18 protein-coding genes are annotated in these 18,506 nt (G+C 60.2%); 11 read left to right on the forward strand and 7 right to left on the reverse strand.

The annotated features are described in order from the left end of the window. Window positions 1-112 precede the first annotated feature (112 nt). From Q1V60_RS07420 to Q1V60_RS07435, 4 genes are all read right to left on the reverse strand, one after another. Complete coding sequence (locus tag Q1V60_RS07420; protein WP_300628838.1) at window positions 113-1,066, reverse strand: hypothetical protein; 954 nt, start codon at window positions 1,064-1,066, stop codon at window positions 113-115. Between the two features lie 20 nt (window positions 1,067-1,086). After that, window positions 1,087-2,802 carry a proline--tRNA ligase gene (locus Q1V60_RS07425; RefSeq protein WP_300628839.1) on the reverse strand — a complete coding sequence of 572 codons (1,716 nt, stop codon included), beginning with the start codon at window positions 2,800-2,802 and terminating at the stop codon, window positions 1,087-1,089. Window positions 2,803-2,978: 176 nt separating this feature from the next. Beyond that, window positions 2,979-4,520 carry an AmpG family muropeptide MFS transporter gene (locus Q1V60_RS07430; RefSeq protein ID WP_300628840.1) on the reverse strand — a complete coding sequence of 514 codons (1,542 nt, stop codon included), beginning with the start codon at window positions 4,518-4,520 and terminating at the stop codon, window positions 2,979-2,981. A gap of 43 nt (window positions 4,521-4,563) precedes the next feature. Next, window positions 4,564-4,878, reverse strand: coding sequence for an MGMT family protein (locus Q1V60_RS07435; RefSeq protein ID WP_300628873.1), 315 nt, complete (start codon window positions 4,876-4,878; stop codon window positions 4,564-4,566). Between the two features lie 192 nt (window positions 4,879-5,070). On the opposite strand from Q1V60_RS07435, the gene Q1V60_RS07440 reads away from it, so the two are divergent. The 10 genes from Q1V60_RS07440 to Q1V60_RS07485 all read left to right on the forward strand — a co-directional run bounded on the left by Q1V60_RS07440 (window position 5,071) and on the right by Q1V60_RS07485 (window position 13,783). Beyond that, window positions 5,071-6,078: a DUF481 domain-containing protein gene (locus Q1V60_RS07440; protein WP_300628842.1), complete on the forward strand. Its 1,008-nt coding sequence runs from the start codon at window positions 5,071-5,073 to the stop codon at window positions 6,076-6,078. A 102-nt stretch (window positions 6,079-6,180) separates the two neighbouring features. Further along, entirely contained in the window at window positions 6,181-6,912 is a 732-nt protein-coding gene (locus Q1V60_RS07445; RefSeq protein ID WP_300628843.1) for a HugZ family protein, read from the forward strand. A gap of 66 nt (window positions 6,913-6,978) precedes the next feature. Then, window positions 6,979-7,455 carry an FxsA family protein gene (locus tag Q1V60_RS07450; RefSeq protein ID WP_300628845.1) on the forward strand — a complete coding sequence of 159 codons (477 nt, stop codon included), beginning with the start codon at window positions 6,979-6,981 and terminating at the stop codon, window positions 7,453-7,455. Window positions 7,456-7,704: 249 nt separating this feature from the next. Further along, window positions 7,705-7,998: a co-chaperone GroES gene (locus Q1V60_RS07455; protein ID WP_057723898.1), complete on the forward strand. Its 294-nt coding sequence runs from the start codon at window positions 7,705-7,707 to the stop codon at window positions 7,996-7,998. Window positions 7,999-8,048: 50 nt separating this feature from the next. Next, window positions 8,049-9,695 carry a chaperonin GroEL gene (gene groL, locus Q1V60_RS07460; protein ID WP_300628848.1) on the forward strand — a complete coding sequence of 549 codons (1,647 nt, stop codon included), beginning with the start codon at window positions 8,049-8,051 and terminating at the stop codon, window positions 9,693-9,695. A 317-nt stretch (window positions 9,696-10,012) separates the two neighbouring features. Further along, on the forward strand, window positions 10,013-10,696 hold the full coding sequence (colR, locus tag Q1V60_RS07465; RefSeq protein WP_003175870.1) for a two-component system response regulator ColR: 684 nt from the start codon (window positions 10,013-10,015) through the stop codon (window positions 10,694-10,696). Then, a complete protein-coding gene (locus Q1V60_RS07470) occupies window positions 10,686-11,966 on the forward strand; it encodes a HAMP domain-containing sensor histidine kinase (RefSeq protein WP_300628854.1) in 1,281 nt (426 codons plus the stop codon). The genes colR and Q1V60_RS07470 overlap by 11 nt, the downstream gene beginning before the upstream one ends. A 188-nt stretch (window positions 11,967-12,154) precedes the next feature. Then, complete coding sequence (locus Q1V60_RS07475) at window positions 12,155-12,835, forward strand: class I SAM-dependent methyltransferase (RefSeq protein ID WP_300628857.1); 681 nt, start codon at window positions 12,155-12,157, stop codon at window positions 12,833-12,835. Window positions 12,836-12,839: 4 nt separating this feature from the next. After that, window positions 12,840-13,559 (forward strand): lipopolysaccharide kinase InaA family protein, encoded by a 720-nt coding sequence (locus tag Q1V60_RS07480; protein ID WP_300628859.1) that lies wholly within the window; start codon window positions 12,840-12,842, stop codon window positions 13,557-13,559. Next, the gene (locus Q1V60_RS07485) at window positions 13,556-13,783 is read left to right on the forward strand and encodes a hypothetical protein (RefSeq protein ID WP_300628861.1); all 228 of its coding nucleotides are present in this window, start codon (window positions 13,556-13,558) and stop codon (window positions 13,781-13,783) included. The genes Q1V60_RS07480 and Q1V60_RS07485 overlap by 4 nt, the downstream gene beginning before the upstream one ends. A 274-nt stretch (window positions 13,784-14,057) precedes the next feature. Here Q1V60_RS07485 and Q1V60_RS07490 read toward each other — a convergent pair whose 3' ends face one another. The 3 genes from Q1V60_RS07490 to Q1V60_RS07500 are packed head-to-tail and all read right to left on the reverse strand — an operon-like array spanning window position 14,058 to window position 17,693. Next, the gene (locus Q1V60_RS07490) at window positions 14,058-15,155 is read right to left on the reverse strand and encodes a DUF1513 domain-containing protein (protein ID WP_300628875.1); all 1,098 of its coding nucleotides are present in this window, start codon (window positions 15,153-15,155) and stop codon (window positions 14,058-14,060) included. A 2-nt stretch (window positions 15,156-15,157) separates the two neighbouring features. Beyond that, on the reverse strand, window positions 15,158-16,222 hold the full coding sequence (locus Q1V60_RS07495) for an imelysin family protein (RefSeq protein WP_300628863.1): 1,065 nt from the start codon (window positions 16,220-16,222) through the stop codon (window positions 15,158-15,160). 31 nt (window positions 16,223-16,253) lie between these two features. Further along, window positions 16,254-17,693, reverse strand: coding sequence for a di-heme oxidoredictase family protein (locus tag Q1V60_RS07500; protein ID WP_300628866.1), 1,440 nt, complete (start codon window positions 17,691-17,693; stop codon window positions 16,254-16,256). A 139-nt stretch (window positions 17,694-17,832) separates the two neighbouring features. Between Q1V60_RS07500 and Q1V60_RS07505 the strand changes: the two genes are divergently transcribed. Next, window positions 17,833-18,396 (forward strand): NAD(P)H nitroreductase, encoded by a 564-nt coding sequence (locus tag Q1V60_RS07505; protein ID WP_300628869.1) that lies wholly within the window; start codon window positions 17,833-17,835, stop codon window positions 18,394-18,396. The last annotated feature ends 110 nt before the right edge of the window (window positions 18,397-18,506 follow it).

Below are 18,506 nucleotides of genomic sequence, written 5' to 3' on the forward strand. Positions count from 1 at the left end.
TACGCAGTCCAGCGGGAGCAAGCTCCCTCGCCACAGGGACCGGTTCTGTCTTAACTGACTGGCATTAGGGCAAGCCCGCTCCCTCCGTTGGATTTCTATCTGGCCTGGAATTTCAGCGTGCGCCTGGATCCGCGACGAGCCGCCCCGCATCCTTGGCCAGTGCCTGCAAAAACTCCTGCTGCAACTCCGGATCATTGCGCGTCAGTTCGATCAGGCTCTGTTCGAGTTCGCTGGCCTCTTCTTCCAGACCCAGCTCCGAGAGGCGCTTGACCCGGTGCACCCACTGGTTGACTTCGTCGTCCTCAAGGTCGTCGTAGATCAGGCCATGGGCTTCCAGCAATTTGCTGCGCAGCGTATTACTGACCGCCAGGGTCGAATCCGAGTGCACATCGTCCAGGCCGTCTTCCACGCTGATCTTTAACGTGGTGACGCGGTTCAGGTCCTGCTCGGAGAACGGACTGTCCAACAGATTCAGGCGCAGAACGCCGTCGCGGTCGGTGGTCAGTTCATGGGTCTGCTTGCCGGCAGTGACCTGTACCGGGCGTTCGCTCCAGGGCAGGCTCGAATATTCCAGGCGCTTGTCACGCTGGACTTCATCGATACCCGCGAGATTCTGCTGCGCACGACCGTGGGACTGCACGTTCATGAACGGGTTGATGCCGTCCACGCCGTAGCTCAGCCAATCGCGCGTCACGCTGGCAGGCAGGTTGCCGAGGGCGAAGATGTTCACCACATTGGCTCCCGCACCGGCCACCAAGGCTACGGCACCCAGTGGCATCTCATAGAGTTTGCGCCAGGGCTGGTAGGGTGTGTAGCGGTCGTAACGCCGAGTGACTTCGAATTCGGTGACCTCAAAAGTCTTTTGCTCATGAATCCGAACCCGACGTTGCGGCAGCTCCAGCACTTTGGGCTCACCCACATCGATCTGCAGGCTATGGTCGAGCAACTTACGCTCGACCCGCTCCTCGTGCTCACTGCGTTGCGACATCTGGTTGGCGCAGCCGCTGACCAGCAGGGCGCCGCACAAGGTGGCGCCCCCCAGGGCTCTGGTGTTTCGCTTGAACATGACTTCTCTTGATCTGGTTTTCAGCGACGAATACGCGCCTGAAGGAAAGACAGCACGTCAGCCACCGGCAACGGTTGGGCTTCGGCTTCGGTCCGGCTCTTGTATTCCAGATTGCCATCGGCCAGGCCGCGGTCACTGACCACGATCCGGTGGGGGATGCCAATCAGCTCCATGTCGGCGAACTTGATGCCCGGGCTGGTTTTCTTGTCCCGGTCATCGAGCAGCACTTCAAAACCGGCGGCCGTCAATTCGGCATACAGTTTGTCGGTGGCTTCGCGCACTTGCTCGGTTTCATAGCGCAACGGCACCAGCGCAACCTGGAACGGTGCCAGGGCGTCGCTCCAGATGATGCCTTTCTCGTCGTTGTTCTGCTCGATGGCGGCAGCGACCACACGGGAAACGCCAATGCCGTAGCAGCCCATGTCGAGGGTGATCGGCTTGCCGTTCTCGCCCAGCACTTCGCACTTCATCGCCTTGCTGTACTTGTTGCCCAGCTGGAAGATGTGCCCGACTTCGATGCCGCGCTTGATCTCCAGGGTGCCCTTGCCGTCCGGGCTTGGGTCGCCGGCCACGACGTTACGCAGGTCGGCTACGGTCGGAACCGGCAGGTCGCGCTCCCAGTTCACGCCGAAGTAGTGCTTGTCATCGATGTTCGCACCGATACCGAAGTCGCTCATCAGCTCGACCGAACGGTCGATGATGATCGGCAGCGGCAGGTTCAGCGGGCCCAGAGAACCGGCACCGGCGCCAATGGCGTCGCGCAGTTCGGCATCGCTGGCCATGACCAGCGGGCTGGCCACGCCAGGTTGCTGGGCCGCCTTGATTTCGTTGAGCTCGTGGTCGCCACGGATCACCAGGGCGATCAGCTTGCCTTCTTCTTCGGCATGCACGATCAGGGTCTTGATGGTCTTTTCAATCGGCAGATTGAATTTTTCCACCAGGGCCGCGATGGTTTTGGTGTCTGGCGTATCGACCAGGCGCAGCTCTTCAGCCGGGGCCGGGCGCGAGGTTTCACGCGGTACGGCTTCGGCTTTTTCGATGTTCGCGGCGTAGTCCGAACCGTTGCTGAACGCGATATCGTCTTCGCCGGATTCGGCCAGCACGTGGAACTCGTGGGAGCCGGCACCGCCGATGGAGCCGTTGTCGGCTTCAACCGGGCGGAATTTCAGGCCCAGGCGCGTAAAGATATTGCAGTAGGCCTGGTGCATGCGGTCGTAGGTCGCCTGCAACGACGCCTGGTCGGCGTGGAACGAATAAGCGTCCTTCATGATGAATTCACGGCCGCGCATCAAACCGAAGCGTGGGCGGATTTCATCACGGAATTTGGTCTGGATCTGATACAGGTTGAGCGGCAGCTGTTTATAGCTGCTCAACTCGTTGCGCATCAGGTCGGTGATGACTTCTTCATGGGTCGGGCCGGCGCAGAAATCGCGGCCATGACGGTCCTTGAAGCGCAGCAGCTCGGGGCCGTACTCTTCCCAGCGTCCGGATTCCTGCCACAGTTCAGCCGGTTGAGTGCTCGGCATCAACACTTCCAGAGAGCCGGCGGCGTTCATTTCTTCACGAACGATGGCTTCGACCTTGCGCATCACCTTCAAGCCCATGGGCAGCCAGGTGTAGAGGCCGGAGGCCAGTTTGCGGATCATGCCGGCGCGCAGCATCAGCTGATGGCTGATCACAACCGCATCGGAAGGCGTTTCTTTCTGTGTGGCGAGCAAATATTGACTGGTACGCATGGTAGGCCGTTGTCGGTTGCTTGGACTTGAAATGACTTGGGATTGTACGGGCGCGGGCTGCTGGAGTACAGGCATCAGACTTGCAGGATCGAGCTTGCTCGCGAAGGTCGTCAACGATGATGCGGGACACCAGGCCAAACGCGGCGTCCATAAGTTCTTTGCGAGCAAGCTCGCGCCTACAGGGGATCCGGTTCCTCAGGAGGGTTCAACCGAATCCGGCGGTTTTCCTGGAACCAGTGCAAGGCAATCAGGAACAGCGTCGGCATGCCCAGCAGGCAGGTGATCATAAAGAAGTTGTGATAGCCGAACTTCTCCACCATCACCCCCGAATACCCACCGATCAGGCGCGGCAGCAACAGCATGATCGAGCTGAGCAGCGCGTATTGGGTGGCGGAGAATTTGAGGTTGGTCAAGCTCGACAGGTAGGCGACAAACGCAGACGTGGCCAGGCCCGAGCTGAAGTTGTCCAGGGAAATGGTGACGATCAGCATCTGCAGGTCAGGGCCCATGTCGGCGAGCATGACGAACAGCAGGTTGGTACCGGCGGAAAACACCCCGCCGATGAACAGGATCGGCAGAATACCGAACCGCACGATCAACAGGCCGCCCATACCCGCGCCGAGCAGAGTCATGATCAGGCCGAAGATCTTGCTCACGCCGGCAATCTGGTCCTTGGTAAAGCCCTGGTCGATATAGAACACGTTGGCCATCACGCCCATGACGGTGTCGGACATGCGGTAGGTGGCGATCAACCCGAGCAGCAGCAACGCCTGCCAGCGGTAGCGCAGGATAAAGTCGTTGACCGGCGTCAGCACCGGCGCCAGGCCACGGCGTCCCATGGCCGAGAGGCACAGGGCAGTGAGCAGGATATAAAGGATGGCCCGCAGGAAGGCGCGGTCTTCCATCAGCAGTTCCCATAGGCTCACGCCCTGGAACAGCACGCTGGCGAAGTCCGTGTTGTACAGCTGGGTAAACATGGCCGGCACCGACACCAGCAGCACGATCAGCACGAACACTGACACCAGCTGATGCGCGAAGCTGTAGCGCCCGGCCTGCAACTGGGTGCGCAGCGGCACGTTGGGTTCGCGCATGAACAAGGTGGTGATCAGTGCTGGAACCATCAACACGCCGAACAGCACATAAGTGCCGGTCCAGGCCGAGTGCTTATAGTTGAAGCCGGTGGAGCCGAAGCCTTCGGCAAAAAACAGCGCGCCGGCCGTGGCCAGCAGGGCGGCGATGCGATAACCGGACATATAGCTGGCGGCCAGGGCGGCCTGGCGGCTGTCATCGGCGATTTCCAGACGATAGGCATCGACTGCGATGTCCTGGGTGGCCGACGCAAAGGCAACGACGACGGCAATGGCGATCAACCAGGACAAGTGTTGTTGCGGGTCACAAAAGCCCATGCCGATCAATCCGAGGATCACCAGCGACTGGGCGAGCACCAGCCAGGAGCGTCGGCGCCCGAGTTTTCCGAGCAATGGCAGGCGCCATTGGTCGAGCAGCGGCGACCAGACCCATTTAAAGGCGTAGGCCAGCCCGATCAGGCTTGCATAACCGATGGTCTCGCGGGCAACACCCGCTTCACGCAGCCACACGGAAAGCGTCGAGAACACCAACATATAAGGCAGGCCGGCAGCGAAACCGAGCAATAACAGCACTAACGTCGAGGGGCTGGCATAGGCGGCGAGCGCGGCGCGCCAGGTTTTACGGGGCATGGGCTGGAGTCTGCCTCAGGTTTGCGGAAACAAAGCGCGCACTCTAACCGCTGTGCTCTACCGGGCGCCAGCCATGACGCTGAATATCAACGCGATTATTCAGGATAGTGACGCCTTCGCTACGTAAACGCGCACGTTGTTCGTCACCCGATGCGCTGCCCACCGGCAGACTTATCCGACCACCGGCACCCAACACCCGATGCCAGGGCAATCGGGTATCCGCGGGAAGCTGGCTCAAGGTACGTCCGACCCAGCGCGCGGCGCGCCCCAAGCCTGCCAGGTGCGCCAATTCGCCGTAGCTCACGACGCACCCTGGCGGCACTTGCGACAACGTCAGGTAAAGCGCGGTGCGGCGCATATCGGCGGGGCTTTGCGGGGCATCGGCAGCTTCATTCACTGTGGGTCTATCCGTTGAGAACGTCGGTGTTTTTGTAAGAAACGTCTGTAAACTTGGCGGTGAGAATTGAACTCAATATAAATAGTTGAGTCAGTTCAGGCTATCCACCACGATAGCCTTCCTTTTCGCCAACCCCGAGCCCCGTATCTGCTTATGTTGTCCAGAACCCTGCTGTGCCTCGCTGTCCTCAGTGCCTCCACGCCCTTGCTCGCCGATACCGTCTGGTTGAAGAACGGTGACCGCCTGACCGGCAAGATCAAGGTGTTCGACGGCGGCAAATTGCTGATCCAAACCAGCTACGGCGGCTCGATCCCGGTGGATTGGAAGCAGGTGAAAACCCTGGAGAGCGACCAGCCATTGCTGGTCAAACAGGACGCCTATACCGGTGAAAAGGCCAAGTCCCTCCAGGCTGCGGAAGATGGCAAAGTCGTGCTGGCCAACGGCGAAGCGCCCAAGACCGTGGACTTGGCCAGCATCCAGCAAATCATCAAGCCCAAGCCTGTGATTGAAGACCTGGTCTGGAAGGGCAACGTTGACCTGGCGCTGGACTACAAGCGCGCCGACAAAGACACCAACGACTACGACATCGACTTCAAGACCTCGGCCCGTCACGGCCAGTGGCGCCACACCGGCAAGGGCGAATACAACCGCGAGTTCCAGGACGACGTCACCACCACCGACAACTGGGCCCTGGAATACGACCTTGACCGCTTTATCACCGAGCACTGGTTCTGGCAGGGCCGCCTGACCTACAAGCGCGACAAGGTGGAAGACCTGGCGCGCCAACGCACCGTCGGCACCGGCCCGGGTTATCAGTTCTGGGACGATGAGCTGGGCGCGTTCTCCCTCGGCTCGCTGGTCAACCGCACCGATTACGAATACGCCGATGGCGGCAAAGACAACTTCTATTCCCTGGCCATGAAGTGGAACTACAACCGCTACCTGGTGGGCAAGACCGTTGAGTTCTTCACCAGCGGCGAACTGGGCAAGCCGCTGGACGGTCCGGCCGAGTATTCCCTGGATGCTCAGATGGGCCTGCGTTACAAGGTCACCGAATGGGCGTCGCTCAATCTCAAGGCTGAGCGTGACGTGATCAGCGGCGACTCCGAAAGCAGCTTGAGCAAGACCCGCTACACCGCAGGCTTTGGCGTGGCCTGGTAAAGCTGCATCGGGCACTCTGGCAACCTGCGCGGATATTGATTACCGTGTGTTGAGATCCATTCCCATATGCCATGGGCGGCGGAACAACCCAGGAGTCATACATTGAGCGTGCACGTTGCCAGGAACGCCCGAGAGCTGTTGCTCAAGGAATACCGTGGGGCCTTGGCCACACTGTCCAAAGCCATGCCCGGTTTTCCCTTCGGTTCGGTCGTGCCGTACTGTCTCGACGAACAGGGCCGCCCGCTGATCCTGATCAGCCGCATCGCCCAGCACACTCACAATTTGCAGAAAGACCCCAAGTGCTCGTTGCTGGTCGGTGAGCGCGAAGCTGACGATGTGCAGGCGGTCGGGCGCCTGACCTACCTGGCTGAAGCCGAGCAGTTGCAAGACGCCGCTGCCATCCAGGCCGCTGCCGAGCGCTACTATCGCTACTTTCCCGAGTCGTCCAACTACCACATGGCCCACGATTTCGATTTCTGGGTGCTCAAACCGGTGCGCCACCGTTATATCGGCGGATTTGGCGCGATCCATTGGATCGACCAACTGACCCTGGCCAATCCGTTCGCGGGCCAGGCTGAGCGCAGCATGATCGAACACATGAACAGCGATCACGCCAAGGCCATCGCCCATTACGTGGACCTCGCCGGTTTACCGAAGACCGAGCCTGCGCGGCTGGCCGGCATCGACAGTGAAGGCATGCACCTGCGCATCGGCCAGTCCCTGCACTGGTTGCCGTTTGGCGAATCTTGCAACACGCCGACACAAGTGCGCGAAGCCCTGGTTTCATTGGCTCACGCCGAGACCTGGCCGAAAAAATCGGACATTACCGCTTGAATTCACGAAAAGGCGACGTCATCTAAGGTGGACTAGCAAGGCATTCTTGCGTTGAGGAAACATTTGATGCGCCCTTTTTTGTTGCTTTTTCTATTGTTCCCGGTGCTGGAGCTGTTCGTATTCGTTCAAGTCAGCGGTGCGATCGGATTTTTCCCAGCACTGTTACTGATCATTCTCGGCTCGATGCTCGGCGTTCTGGTGCTGCGCGTCGCCGGTCTGGCGACGGCACTGCGTGCCCGTGAAAGCCTGAACCGCGGTGAACTGCCCGCCCAGACCATGCTTGAAGGCCTGATGATGGCCCTGGCCGGTGGCCTGTTGATCCTGCCGGGTTTCATCAGCGATGTGGTTGGCCTGATCATGCTCCTGCCCGTCACTCGCAAGCTGCTGGCGGGCAAAATGCGGAAGCGTGCCGAAGAGGCGGCGATTCGCCAGCGTGCCTTCGCCGACGACCTGCAACCCCGTGGAGGCCCGGCACCCCGCCAGCCCTTGGGGCGCGAAGGTGATGTGATCGAAGGCGAGTTCGAACATCGCGACGGCAAATAACGGCTCCACCGGCACGGCACCTTTTGGGTGCCGTGCTGCATTCACCCTTGAGCAAAACACAAAAAAATTCATTCGCTGCCCCTTGTAATAAGCCTGGGCGCCCTTATGTAACGGTCACCGCAAGGTTTCTGGTGGTGACACTAGACAGACTTCCGCGGTTCGCCCTGCGAGCCGCGACCGGCACCGCCGGAATTTAACCCGCCGGAATTGATACCGGCCGATGAAAAACACAATTAGGAGAGATCGACAATGAAGCTTCGTCCTCTGCATGACCGCGTCGTCATCCGTCGCAGTGAAGAAGAAAAGAAAACCGCCGGCGGGATCGTCCTGCCAGGTTCGGCTGCTGAAAAAGCCAACCACGGTGTGATTCTGGCTGCGGGTCCAGGCAAGGCTCTGGAAAACGGTGAAGTACGTGCGCTGGCCGTGAAAGTGGGTGACAAGGTTGTTTTCGGCCCTTACTCCGGCAGCAACACTGTGAAAGTCGACGGCGAAGACCTGCTGGTAATGAGCGAGAACGAGATTCTTGCCGTTCTGGAAGACTGATTCCCCGCTCATTTTCCCGTTTACTCCAAAGTATTTAAGGAATATCGATCATGGCTGCTAAAGAAGTTAAATTCGGCGACTCCGCCCGCAAGAAAATGCTCACCGGTGTCAACATCCTGGCTGACGCAGTAAAAGCGACCCTGGGCCCGAAAGGCCGTAACGTGATCATCGAGAAGAGCTTCGGCGCTCCGACCATCACCAAGGATGGCGTTTCCGTCGCTAAAGAAATCGAACTGGAAGACCGTTTCGAAAACATGGGCGCGCAGCTGGTCAAAGACGTTGCCTCCCGTGCCAACGATGACGCAGGCGACGGCACCACCACCGCTACCGTTCTGGCTCAGGCTATCGTCAACGAAGGCTACAAAGCCGTTGCTGCCGGCATGAACCCGATGGACCTCAAGCGTGGTATCGACAAGGCGACCATCGCCATCGTTGCCGAGCTGAAAAACCTGTCCAAGCCATGCGCTGACACCAAGGCTATCGCTCAGGTAGGCACCATCTCCGCCAACTCCGACAGCTCCATCGGCGACATCATTGCCGAAGCCATGGAAAAAGTCGGTAAAGAAGGCGTGATCACCGTTGAAGAAGGCTCGGGCCTGGAAAACGAACTGTCGGTTGTAGAAGGCATGCAGTTCGACCGTGGCTACCTGTCCCCGTACTTCGTCAACAAGCCGGACACCATGGTTGCCGAGCTGGACAGCCCGCTGATCCTGCTGGTCGACAAGAAAATCTCCAACATCCGCGAAATGCTGCCAGTACTGGAAGCCGTTGCCAAAGCCGGCCGTCCATTGCTGATCGTTTCCGAAGACGTTGAAGGCGAAGCCCTGGCGACCCTGGTTGTGAACAACATGCGTGGCATCGTCAAAGTTGCAGCCGTCAAGGCTCCAGGCTTCGGCGACCGTCGCAAGGCCATGCTGCAGGACATCGCCGTATTGACCGGCGGTACCGTTATCTCCGAAGAGATCGGCCTGAGCCTGGAAAGCGCCACCCTGGAAAACCTGGGTAGCGCCAAGCGCGTGACCATTTCCAAGGAAAACACCATCATCGTTGACGGTGCTGGCGTTGAAGGCGACATCGAGTCGCGTATTGCTCAGATCCGTGCCCAGGTTGCCGAGACTTCCTCGGACTACGACCGTGAAAAACTGCAAGAGCGTCTGGCCAAGCTGTCCGGCGGCGTTGCAGTGATCAAGGTTGGCGCCGGTTCCGAAGTTGAAATGAAAGAGAAGAAGGCCCGCGTTGAAGACGCCCTGCACGCAACCCGTGCAGCCGTTGAAGAAGGCGTGGTACCTGGCGGTGGCGTTGCGCTGATCCGTGCTCTGGAAGCCCTGACCAATCTGACCGGCGACAACGCTGACCAGAACGTCGGTATCGCTGTACTGCGCCGTGCCGTTGAAGCACCGCTGCGCCAGATCGCTGCCAACTCCGGCGACGAGCCAAGCGTTGTGGTTAACCAGGTCAAGAGCGGCCAGGGCAACTACGGTTACAACGCTGCTTCCGGCGAATACGGCGACATGATCGAAATGGGCATCCTGGACCCTACCAAGGTGACCCGTTCGGCGTTGCAGGCAGCAGCCTCCATCGGCGGCCTGATCCTGACCACCGAAGCTGCAATCGCTGAGAAGCCGAAGGCTGAAGGCGCTGGCGGTGGCGGTATGCCAGACATGGGCGGCATGGGTGGCATGGGCGGCATGATGTAAGCCAGCCTTACCCCTGTACTGAAAAGCCCCGCCTGCAGTGATGCAGGCGGGGCTTTTTTAGTTTCAGTTTTGGGTACGATCAATTGAGGCCGGCGTGGCCGCGAAAAAGCGTTGCCGGCCGAAGGCAGCGTTGGATCAAACGCAAATGTTCGCCTTGGCGCTGTCATCAATCTGTGAAGCTATAGTGAAAATCTCGTTCAATCGAAATATCGGTTGAAAACCTATATCGATAGCCTTTGCAGGTCTATCCCTGAGCGGCACTTGGCCTTAAGCTGCGCGAGCCAACACGGCCGTTACCGCGTACGGAGACACTGCCCATGCGAATTTTATTGGTTGAAGACAACCGCGATATTCTGGCCAACCTGGCCGATTACCTGGGGCTTAAAGGTTACACAGTGGATTGTGCGCAGGACGGTTTGTCGGGCCTGCACCTGGCCGCCACCGAGCATTACGACTTGATCGTACTCGACATCATGCTGCCCGGCATCGATGGCTACACCCTGTGCAAACGCCTGCGCGAAGACGCGCGCCGTGATACGCCGGTGATCATGCTCACCGCCCGCGACCAGTTGGACGACCGGCTGCAGGGCTTCAAGTCCGGCGCCGATGACTACCTGCTCAAGCCGTTCGCCTTGTCTGAGCTGGCCGCTCGCATCGAAGCGGTGCTGCGCCGTGCTCAGGGTGGCGGGCGTCGCGCCCTGCAAGTGGGCGACCTGAGTTATGACCTGGATACGCTGGAGGTGACCCGAGAGGGGCGCCTGTTGAAACTCAACCCGGTCGGCCTGAAGCTGCTCGCGGTATTGATGCAGAAAAGCCCGCACGTATTGCGTCGGGAAATTCTCGAAGAAGCTTTGTGGGGCGACGATTGCCCGGACAGCGACAGCCTGCGCAGCCATGTCCACCAACTGCGCCAAGTGATCGACAAACCCTTCGCCAAACCGCTGCTGCAAACGGTGCACGGTGTAGGTTATCGCCTGGCCGAGGGCCGTGATGGAGTTTAAGCAAAGCCTTGCCCAGCGGATCATCATCGCCTTTGCCTTGATGAGCGCATTGGTGGCGGGCGCCTTCGCCATGGGCATCGTCGCGACGGTGCACCTGGTGGAAGAGAAGTTGATTTCGGCAGGCCTGGGCGGCGATCTGCAACGCCTGCTGCTGATGGACAGCATGGAAGACTGGCGACACCGGCCCGAGCCTGACCAGCTGTTTTATTTCAGCGGCGGCCCCGGCGATTTCGAGCTGCCCAAGGATTTGCGGCACCTGGACCCCGGCTTTCATGAAGTATTTCGCGAGTCGCTGTCGTACCACGCCATGGTCGAAGTGATCGATGGCCGGCGTTATGTGCTGCTGCAGGACCAAAGCGATTTCGAAGAGCGCGAGCGCGTCCTGTTTGCCGTGGTGCTGGTGGGCTTCGTGCTCAGCCTGGCGCTGGCGGTGTTCCTCGGCTGGGTGCTGGCGCGCAAGGTGATGGCGCCAGTGGTGCGCCTGGCTCGCCAGGTGCGCCATCGCGACCAACTGCTTGGCCTGGCGCCGCCCCTGGCGCCGGATTACGCGGCCGACGAAGTGGGCGAGTTGGCGGTGGCGTTCGATGCCACGCTGGGTCGCTTGCGTCAGGCGCTGTCTCGCGAACAGTTGTTTACCAGCGATGTGAGCCATGAATTGCGCACACCTCTGATGGTGCTGGCCAGCTCCTGCGAGCTGCTGTTGGAGAACCCGGCCATCGATCAACGTGGGCGCAATCAGGTCCAGCGCATCGCTCGGGCCTGTGAGGAAATGCGCGAACTGGTGCAGACCTTCCTGATGCTGGCCCGCGCCAAGCATGACGATGCCGCCATGTCGGCCCAGGTCGACCTGACCCAGGTCGCCGAGGATTTGCTCGGGATCTGGCGCGGGCCCATCGAGCAAAAAGGCCTAGAGTTGATCTACTGCCCGGGCGCTGCGCTGGATACTCGCTACAACACGACGTTCCTGCACGCGGTGATGGGCAACCTGTTACGCAATGCACTGCATTACACCGAACAGGGGTTTATCCGCCTCACCCTGGAGCCGAGCGGCTTCGTAGTCGAGGACACCGGTGTGGGCATTCCTAAAGACAAGCGTGAAGCGATGTTCGAGCCGTTTGTGCGTGGCAGCGAGAAGCGCGGCGAGGGCCTGGGGCTTGGCCTGTCGCTGGTGCAACGTATCTGTGAAAGCCAGGGCTGGAGCGTCACCCTGAGCACCATGGAGCCCAATGGTTGCCGTTTCCATGTCGAACTGGGACCAGTCAAAACCTGACCGTTCAGTCTGTCAATTTGCTGCTGCACGACGTCTGGTTTTCAGCGAAGATGGCCCGGTGCTACTGAATGTTTCTGTAAACTCTTGAAATGTATGCAATTGGACAGAACAAGTTTTTCACAACGAGTTGACTTGTTGATCACAGTTCTCTGCTTAGGGTTGTAGGCATCAGTTACCGGAGACGTACGATGCCTTCCCCGATCAAGTTGGAATTTTCTGAAAAGTACGATGATCAACACGCGCAGCAATATTTGCTCAAGCATCAGGACAATCTGGCTCGCCGATGGTCCCACAAACGCGACGAGCAACTGGCACGTGCTGCGCTGGCCATGGCCGGTGAGCCAGGCCTGGTGTTGGACTTGCCCTGTGGCGCCGGTCGGTTTTGGCCATTGTTGGCCGAAAAACCCAACCGCGTGATTATCGGGGCCGACAATTCGGCGTCGATGGTGAAGGTCGCCACTACAGCCCAACCGGCGGAAGTGGTGAAACGGGTACGCCCTTTGCAGACATCCGCTTTTGATATCGATTTGCCAGATAGTTCGGTCGACAGTATTTTCTGCATGCGCCTGATGCACCACATCGGTGACCCTGCGCACAGGATGACAATACTGCGGGAATTTCAGCGTGTTACCCGTGACAGCGTGATTATCTCGCTCTGGGTGGATGGCAATTTCAAGGCGTGGAAGCGCAAGCGCGCCGAAGTGCGTCGTCGTAAGAAAGGTGAGCAGGAAGGTTACCAAAACCGGTTTGTGTTACCGGCTGCTACTGTCGAGGCAGAATTCGAGCAGGCCGGTTTCCGGATCCAGGAGTCCCTGGATTTCATGCCGCTCTACGCCATGTGGCGAGTCTATGTATTGCGCAAGAGGTAACAGAATGGCAGTTGAGTGCGTAGCAGGCAGCCATGTAGCTCCCGAAGAACGATTTGATTTTTTCTGGCGTCAGCAGGGTGAATGGGTTGAAGAGCCCAATCGCCGTCGTGGCGGTGAAAGTGGTGTACAGCGGGTCGTCAGTGCCAATGGGCGCTTGCTCTACTGTAAGCGTCAGACCGGGCACATCTACCGCAGTTGGCTGCATCCGTTTGGACGTCCGACCGTGTTGCGTGAGCGTGATGCCCTCAAGGGTTTGCGCTTGCTGGATGTACGTGTGCCGGAGTTGGTGTTTTGCGAGGCGCGACGCGACCCGGAACATCAATGGAAGGCGTTGCTGGTGACCGCTTCGCTGGACGGCTTCGACGAGATTGAAAACTGGTACGCCGCCGGTGGCCGTGAGCAATACGGCGAAGAGGTGCATGAACGCTTGCTCAAAGAGCTGGCCGGCACCCTGGCTCGCATGCACAAGGGGCGCTGGCAACATGGCTGCCTGTATATCAAGCACATCTTCGTTCGGGTCACCGGCGAAGGCGATGCGGTGAAGGTGGAAGTGGCACTGCTGGACTTTGAAAAATGTCGGCAGCGTTTGACCGCTTATCGGGCCGCATCCCATGACATGCTGCAATTGCGCCGCCATTCGTCGTGGAACGATACCGACTGGAAGAAACTCAGCTACTTTTACGAGACGGCGTTTGGCAGCGCTATCAAGGGTTTAACCAGATGAAGCTAGAAATAGCACGAGGTTTGTTTCTGGTCGGGGCGTTGGGCATTGCAGCCCTGGCCCTGGCCGCCTGGGAACAGCCTCGCACACAGGTACTCAGTGCGGCGCAAGGTGACGGGCAATGCCTGCTGCCGCGTGTCGCCAAGGTCAGTGTGGCGGCCAAGCCCGATCATGATTTGCTGTTGTTCATGTTCGGGATGTCCCAAGGGATGAGGCCGCAGAGTTGAAACGATTGAAACCCCCGAGAGGGCCTTGCAGTGCGAGGCCCTTTTTTTGTGCCTGTGTCCCGTCCTAAATAAGGTTTACACCTTCTGATCTGGTTTTCAGGAGGACGTGATGGAATCAGTAAAAAGGCGCAGTCAGCGAGACTACACGCTGACTGTCACTTTAACTGTAGGAGCAAGCTTGCTCGCGAAAAACCTGAGCATGGCGCGTATTCAAGATGCGCGTTATCGTTGGCGATCTTCGCCAGCAAGCTCGCTCCAGCAGAGGGGGCAATTTTCAGATCAGGTGCAGATGGTTGTCCCAAAAACCCGCCGGTAATTCCAACGGTTTGGCCATCAGCTGGTCCTGGCGGCAATCATAGAAACGGCAACGCCCCTGGCCTGAGGTGACCACGAACCCGTCCGCCACCGCGCCAACCCCGGCACAGTCCGGCAACGGCCCATCCAGGCGCAACTCGCCGCTGTCCATGTCCCAGATAAAGAAGCGATTACCACGCGGCGCTGTCAGCGCCACCAGGCGCAGCTCACTGTGCACCGCGACGCTGGCGGTGTAGTGCCCCATCGCCTGCAACTGCTCATCGGCCACCGGGAAGGCCACGAACGGCTGCCCTGGGCGCTTAATCGCGAGCAGCTCGGAACGTTCCTGGGACGGCCCCATGAACTGCTGGCCGGTGAGGATGGTGCCGTCGCTGGCGATCCCCATATGGCGCACGCTGTTCATCTGCTGGCCCAGGGTTTCCTTGCTGATCAGGCTGCCGTCGCGGTGCATCAGCACCAGGCTTGGTTCCATGGCGTTGAGGTTCATCTCAACGCGGCTTTCGGCTTCGGTGCGAATACCGCCGTTGGCCACCACCAGGGTTTCGCCGTCGGGCATCCAGGAGACCTGATGCGGGCCGATACCGTGGGTGGAAAGCTCGCCGCTGTGCACCAGCCGCTCGCCTTCGAACTTATACACACCCAACAGGCCACGGCCTGGATCGGACGTGTCGTTCTCGGTGGCATACAGCCAGTCGCCGCTCTTGTGAATCACCGCGTGGCCATAGAAGTGGCGATTGGCGTTAGACGTGATGGTTTGCAGCAGCGCGCCGTCACGCAGGTCGATCAGGTAACTTTCGGTGCCCGGGCGGCGGGCGACGAACAGCGCAATCGGCAGCGTCGGGTGGTTAATGATGTCGTGGCAGCGCTGGCCCACCTGGGTGGCGAACACTTGCCTGCCGTCCAGGCGATAACCCACCGCATAGTGCTTGCCGTCCGCATCATCGCGGGCCGACAGCAGCAGCGGGCTCTTATCCTTTTGCTTGAACAGCGTCCAGCCACCCAATGTGAGGGCGCTGAGCAGCACGCTGCCAATGGCCAAAGCCTGTCGCCTGAGCATCATCAGTCACCGTCGTTGGCATTGAAGCCCAGTTGGATGCCCAGCGCCTTGGCCAGCTCGCCTTCATGCAGGCGATGGACCACGTTGAGGCTGTCGTAGAGATCGTTGAGCTGCTGGCGCCCGGCGTCATCGTTCAACAGTTCGTTGAGGGTGCGCTGGTTGCTGGCGAACAGTTTCAACGACGCGGCGTAAGCGGCGTCTATTTTGTCGGCCAAGGCTTTTTGATCCGTCGGCAACAGCCCGCGCAGGCCTTTGTTGTCGACGCCCACCCATACGGTCTGGGCCGCTGCGAGGCTGGCTTCCAGGCTTTGCAGGGACGACTGGCTGCGCCATGCATCGGCCTGGAACGGCTGCGGGATGCCCTTGGTCTGGCGGCCCATCGGCGTGCCGAGTTTTTTCTTCAGGGTATCCAGGGCGGTCACTTGCACGCGCAGCAGGTCAGCGATGGCTTCGTGGGAATCGGCGTAGCGCTGGTTCGGGAACTTGGTCATCTGCGCGAGCATGCCGTCGGTGCTGTTCCAACTGGCCAAAATCTCTTCGGCCAGGGCTTTCTGGCGTTCGCCGATAGCCATCAGCAGCGGGCAATACCGGGCTTTCTGGGCTTGGTCGGCGACGTCGGGCTTGGCGTCGTAGAGGATGTATTCGTAAGCCGACAGGCCTTGCACCACCACGCTGGATTTGGCGAGGGCGGCACCGTCGATCTGTGGCTGGCTGGCAACCAGCTGTTCGACCTGACGGCCTACCAGGTTCTTTTTGTCCGGCCAGAACTGCACTTGCCATGAACGGTTGCCTTCGGCCAGCGGGCCGATCAGCAGCGGTTGCAACTCGGCCCAGGCTTTTTGCGCGTGGAGGAAGTCGGCACGGGCGGTGTCCAGGCTTTCCTTGCCCTGGCAGTAGGCCAGGGCGCTGACGGCCAGTTGACGGTCGGCTTCAACCCAGCGGCTGTAAGTCGGCAGGATGACCTGCTTGGCGATGGCCGCCGAGGTCACCGCTTGCGGGTCTTGCGGCGAGCAGGCGCCGAGGGCAAGGGCGGCCAGGCTGGTGAACAACAACTTGGGACGGAACATATCGAGCTCCCTTCTGTAAGTGGGGCGAAGCTTATAGAGAATTCAGGAACGCCAGCAGCGCGGCACGCTGCTCGGCATTGAACGACAACACATGCTGCTGCGCCGCTTGCGCTTGCCCGCCATGCCAGAGCACGGCTTCGAGCAGGTTGCGGGCGCGGCCGTCATGGAGAAACTGGGTGTGACCACTCACGGTTTGCGTCAGGCCGATGCCCCACAATGGCGGGGTACGCCAGTCGCGGCCACCGGCCTTGAATTCAGTGCGGTTGTCGGCGAGGCCTTCGCCCATGTCGTGCAGCAGCAAATCGCTGTAGGGACGGATCACCTGATTGGCCAGTTCGGGCTCGGAGGCGTTGGCGGCCGTGGTGAACGTCGGCTTGTGGCAGCCCTGGCAACCGGCCTGGTAGAACAGGTTTTTGCCGGCCAGCACCTGCGGCGCGTTGAGGTCGCGGCGCACCGGCACGGCGAGGTTACGCGTATAGAACAGCACCAGGCGCAGGATGTTGTCGCTGACTTCCGGCTCGCCCTCGGGGCCGTTGCCGTTGGGTGCCTGTTTGCAGGCGACCTGGGCGTCGGTGCAGTCATCGAAAGGCCTCAAGGATGTGGTGAGGCCCATATCACCTGAAAACGCGTGAACATTTTGTTGATTGAGCGTAGGTTGCCCGGCTTTCCAGCCGAATCGCCCTAAAACAGTTTTTTGCCTGGCGTCATCCCACACCTGATTCGCCCGGCCGACGATGGCCTCGCTGTCAGCGGTTTTCGGGTCGGTGTTGCGCAGGATATCGGCGTCGCTGATGGCTTCGAGCAAACCCAGGCCAATCATCGGCGGGGCGATGCGCGCAGAGAAACGCGTGTCGGGGTGCATCGGGCCATAGCCGAGCTGGGTGATTTGCAGCTCGGGCTTGCGCAACTCGACCACGGTGCCGTCCTTGAAGCGGACGTTGACCGGTGTGTAATCGACCCGCACCTTGCCTTCCGGCGCCACGCCCGGCACGGCCATGTCATGCAGTTGCCCGCCGTACACCGGCTCTGGCACTACGCCGAGCTGTTCGATGAGCCTGGCGTAAGGTGGCAGGTCTGTATCAGCGGGGGAGATGGACAGCCGCACCAGCATCGATACCGCATTGGGCGCGTCGGCCAGCGGTGGATGGCCTCGGCCATCCTTGATATGGCAGTTCTGGCAGGCATTGGTATTGAACAGCGGGCCCAGGCCGTCGCGTGCGGTGGTGGTCGAGGGCGCGATCACCCAGGGGCTGCGAAAGAAACTGTTGCCGACGCTGAAGTCCAGGCGGCGGGTGGGCGCCAGGTTCGCCGAGGGCAGGGAAAACGCGTTCTGGTCGCGCTTGTTCACCGTCGCCGCGCCACCGGCGCGCGCTTCACCCGGCTCGGCCTGGGTAAACCGTGGCGCGTCGTCGCAGGCAGTCAGGCCCAGGGCCAGCAATGCTGCGCACAGGTGTCGTAGCGAACGAAACATCGAGTTTCCTGAAAGAAGGCGAAAAATCCGGTCGCAAAGTTTAACAGGGCGGGGCAGTTTGAATAAGAGCAATTATCGTTTGGTGGCATCCCGATGCATTCCGCTAGAATGACCGCACATTTTATTCTGGAGGTGGCCAATGCAGGCTCTCGACGCTTTGCTCAACCGTGTTTCCGTGCCACGTTTGCTGGAACCGGCACCGACTCAGGAGCAGCGCGACATGCTGTTCGCCGCCGCCATGCGTGCGCCCGACCACGGCCAGTTGCGCCCGTGGCGTTTCCTTACCGTGGAAGGCGCGGCCCGTGAGCGTATGGGCACGCTGCTGGCCGAAGCCGCGCGCCTGCAGGATGCCGACGCTCCGCAAGCCGCTATCGACAAGGCTCAGAACGGCCCGTTGCGCGCGCCGCTGGTGGTGGTGGTGATTGCGCGCTTGCAAGAACACTTCAAAGTGCCGAAATCCGAACAATTGCTGGCAGCCGCCTGCGCGGCCCACGGCATTCTGCTGGCGGCTTATGCGCAAGGGATCGGCGCGGTGTGGCGTACCGGCGAGTTGTCCTACTCGGCTCATGTGGCCAAAGGCTTGGGGCTGACGGCGGATGAAGAAGTGATCGGCTTCCTCTACCTGGGCACGCCGCAGAACCCGCCGCGCACGGCGCCGAAGGAAGACCTGGCACCGTTCGTCCACGCCTGGACGGGCGCCTGAATGTGAGAGCGGGCTTGCCCTAATGCCAGTCAGTTAAGACAGAACCGGTCCCTGTGGCGAGGGAGCTTGCTCCCGCTGGACTGCGTAGCAGTCCCATTTTTGGGGCCGCT

It is taken from the genome of Pseudomonas sp. (genome assembly GCF_030147005.1).
GTDB lineage: Bacteria > Pseudomonadota > Gammaproteobacteria > Pseudomonadales > Pseudomonadaceae > Aquipseudomonas.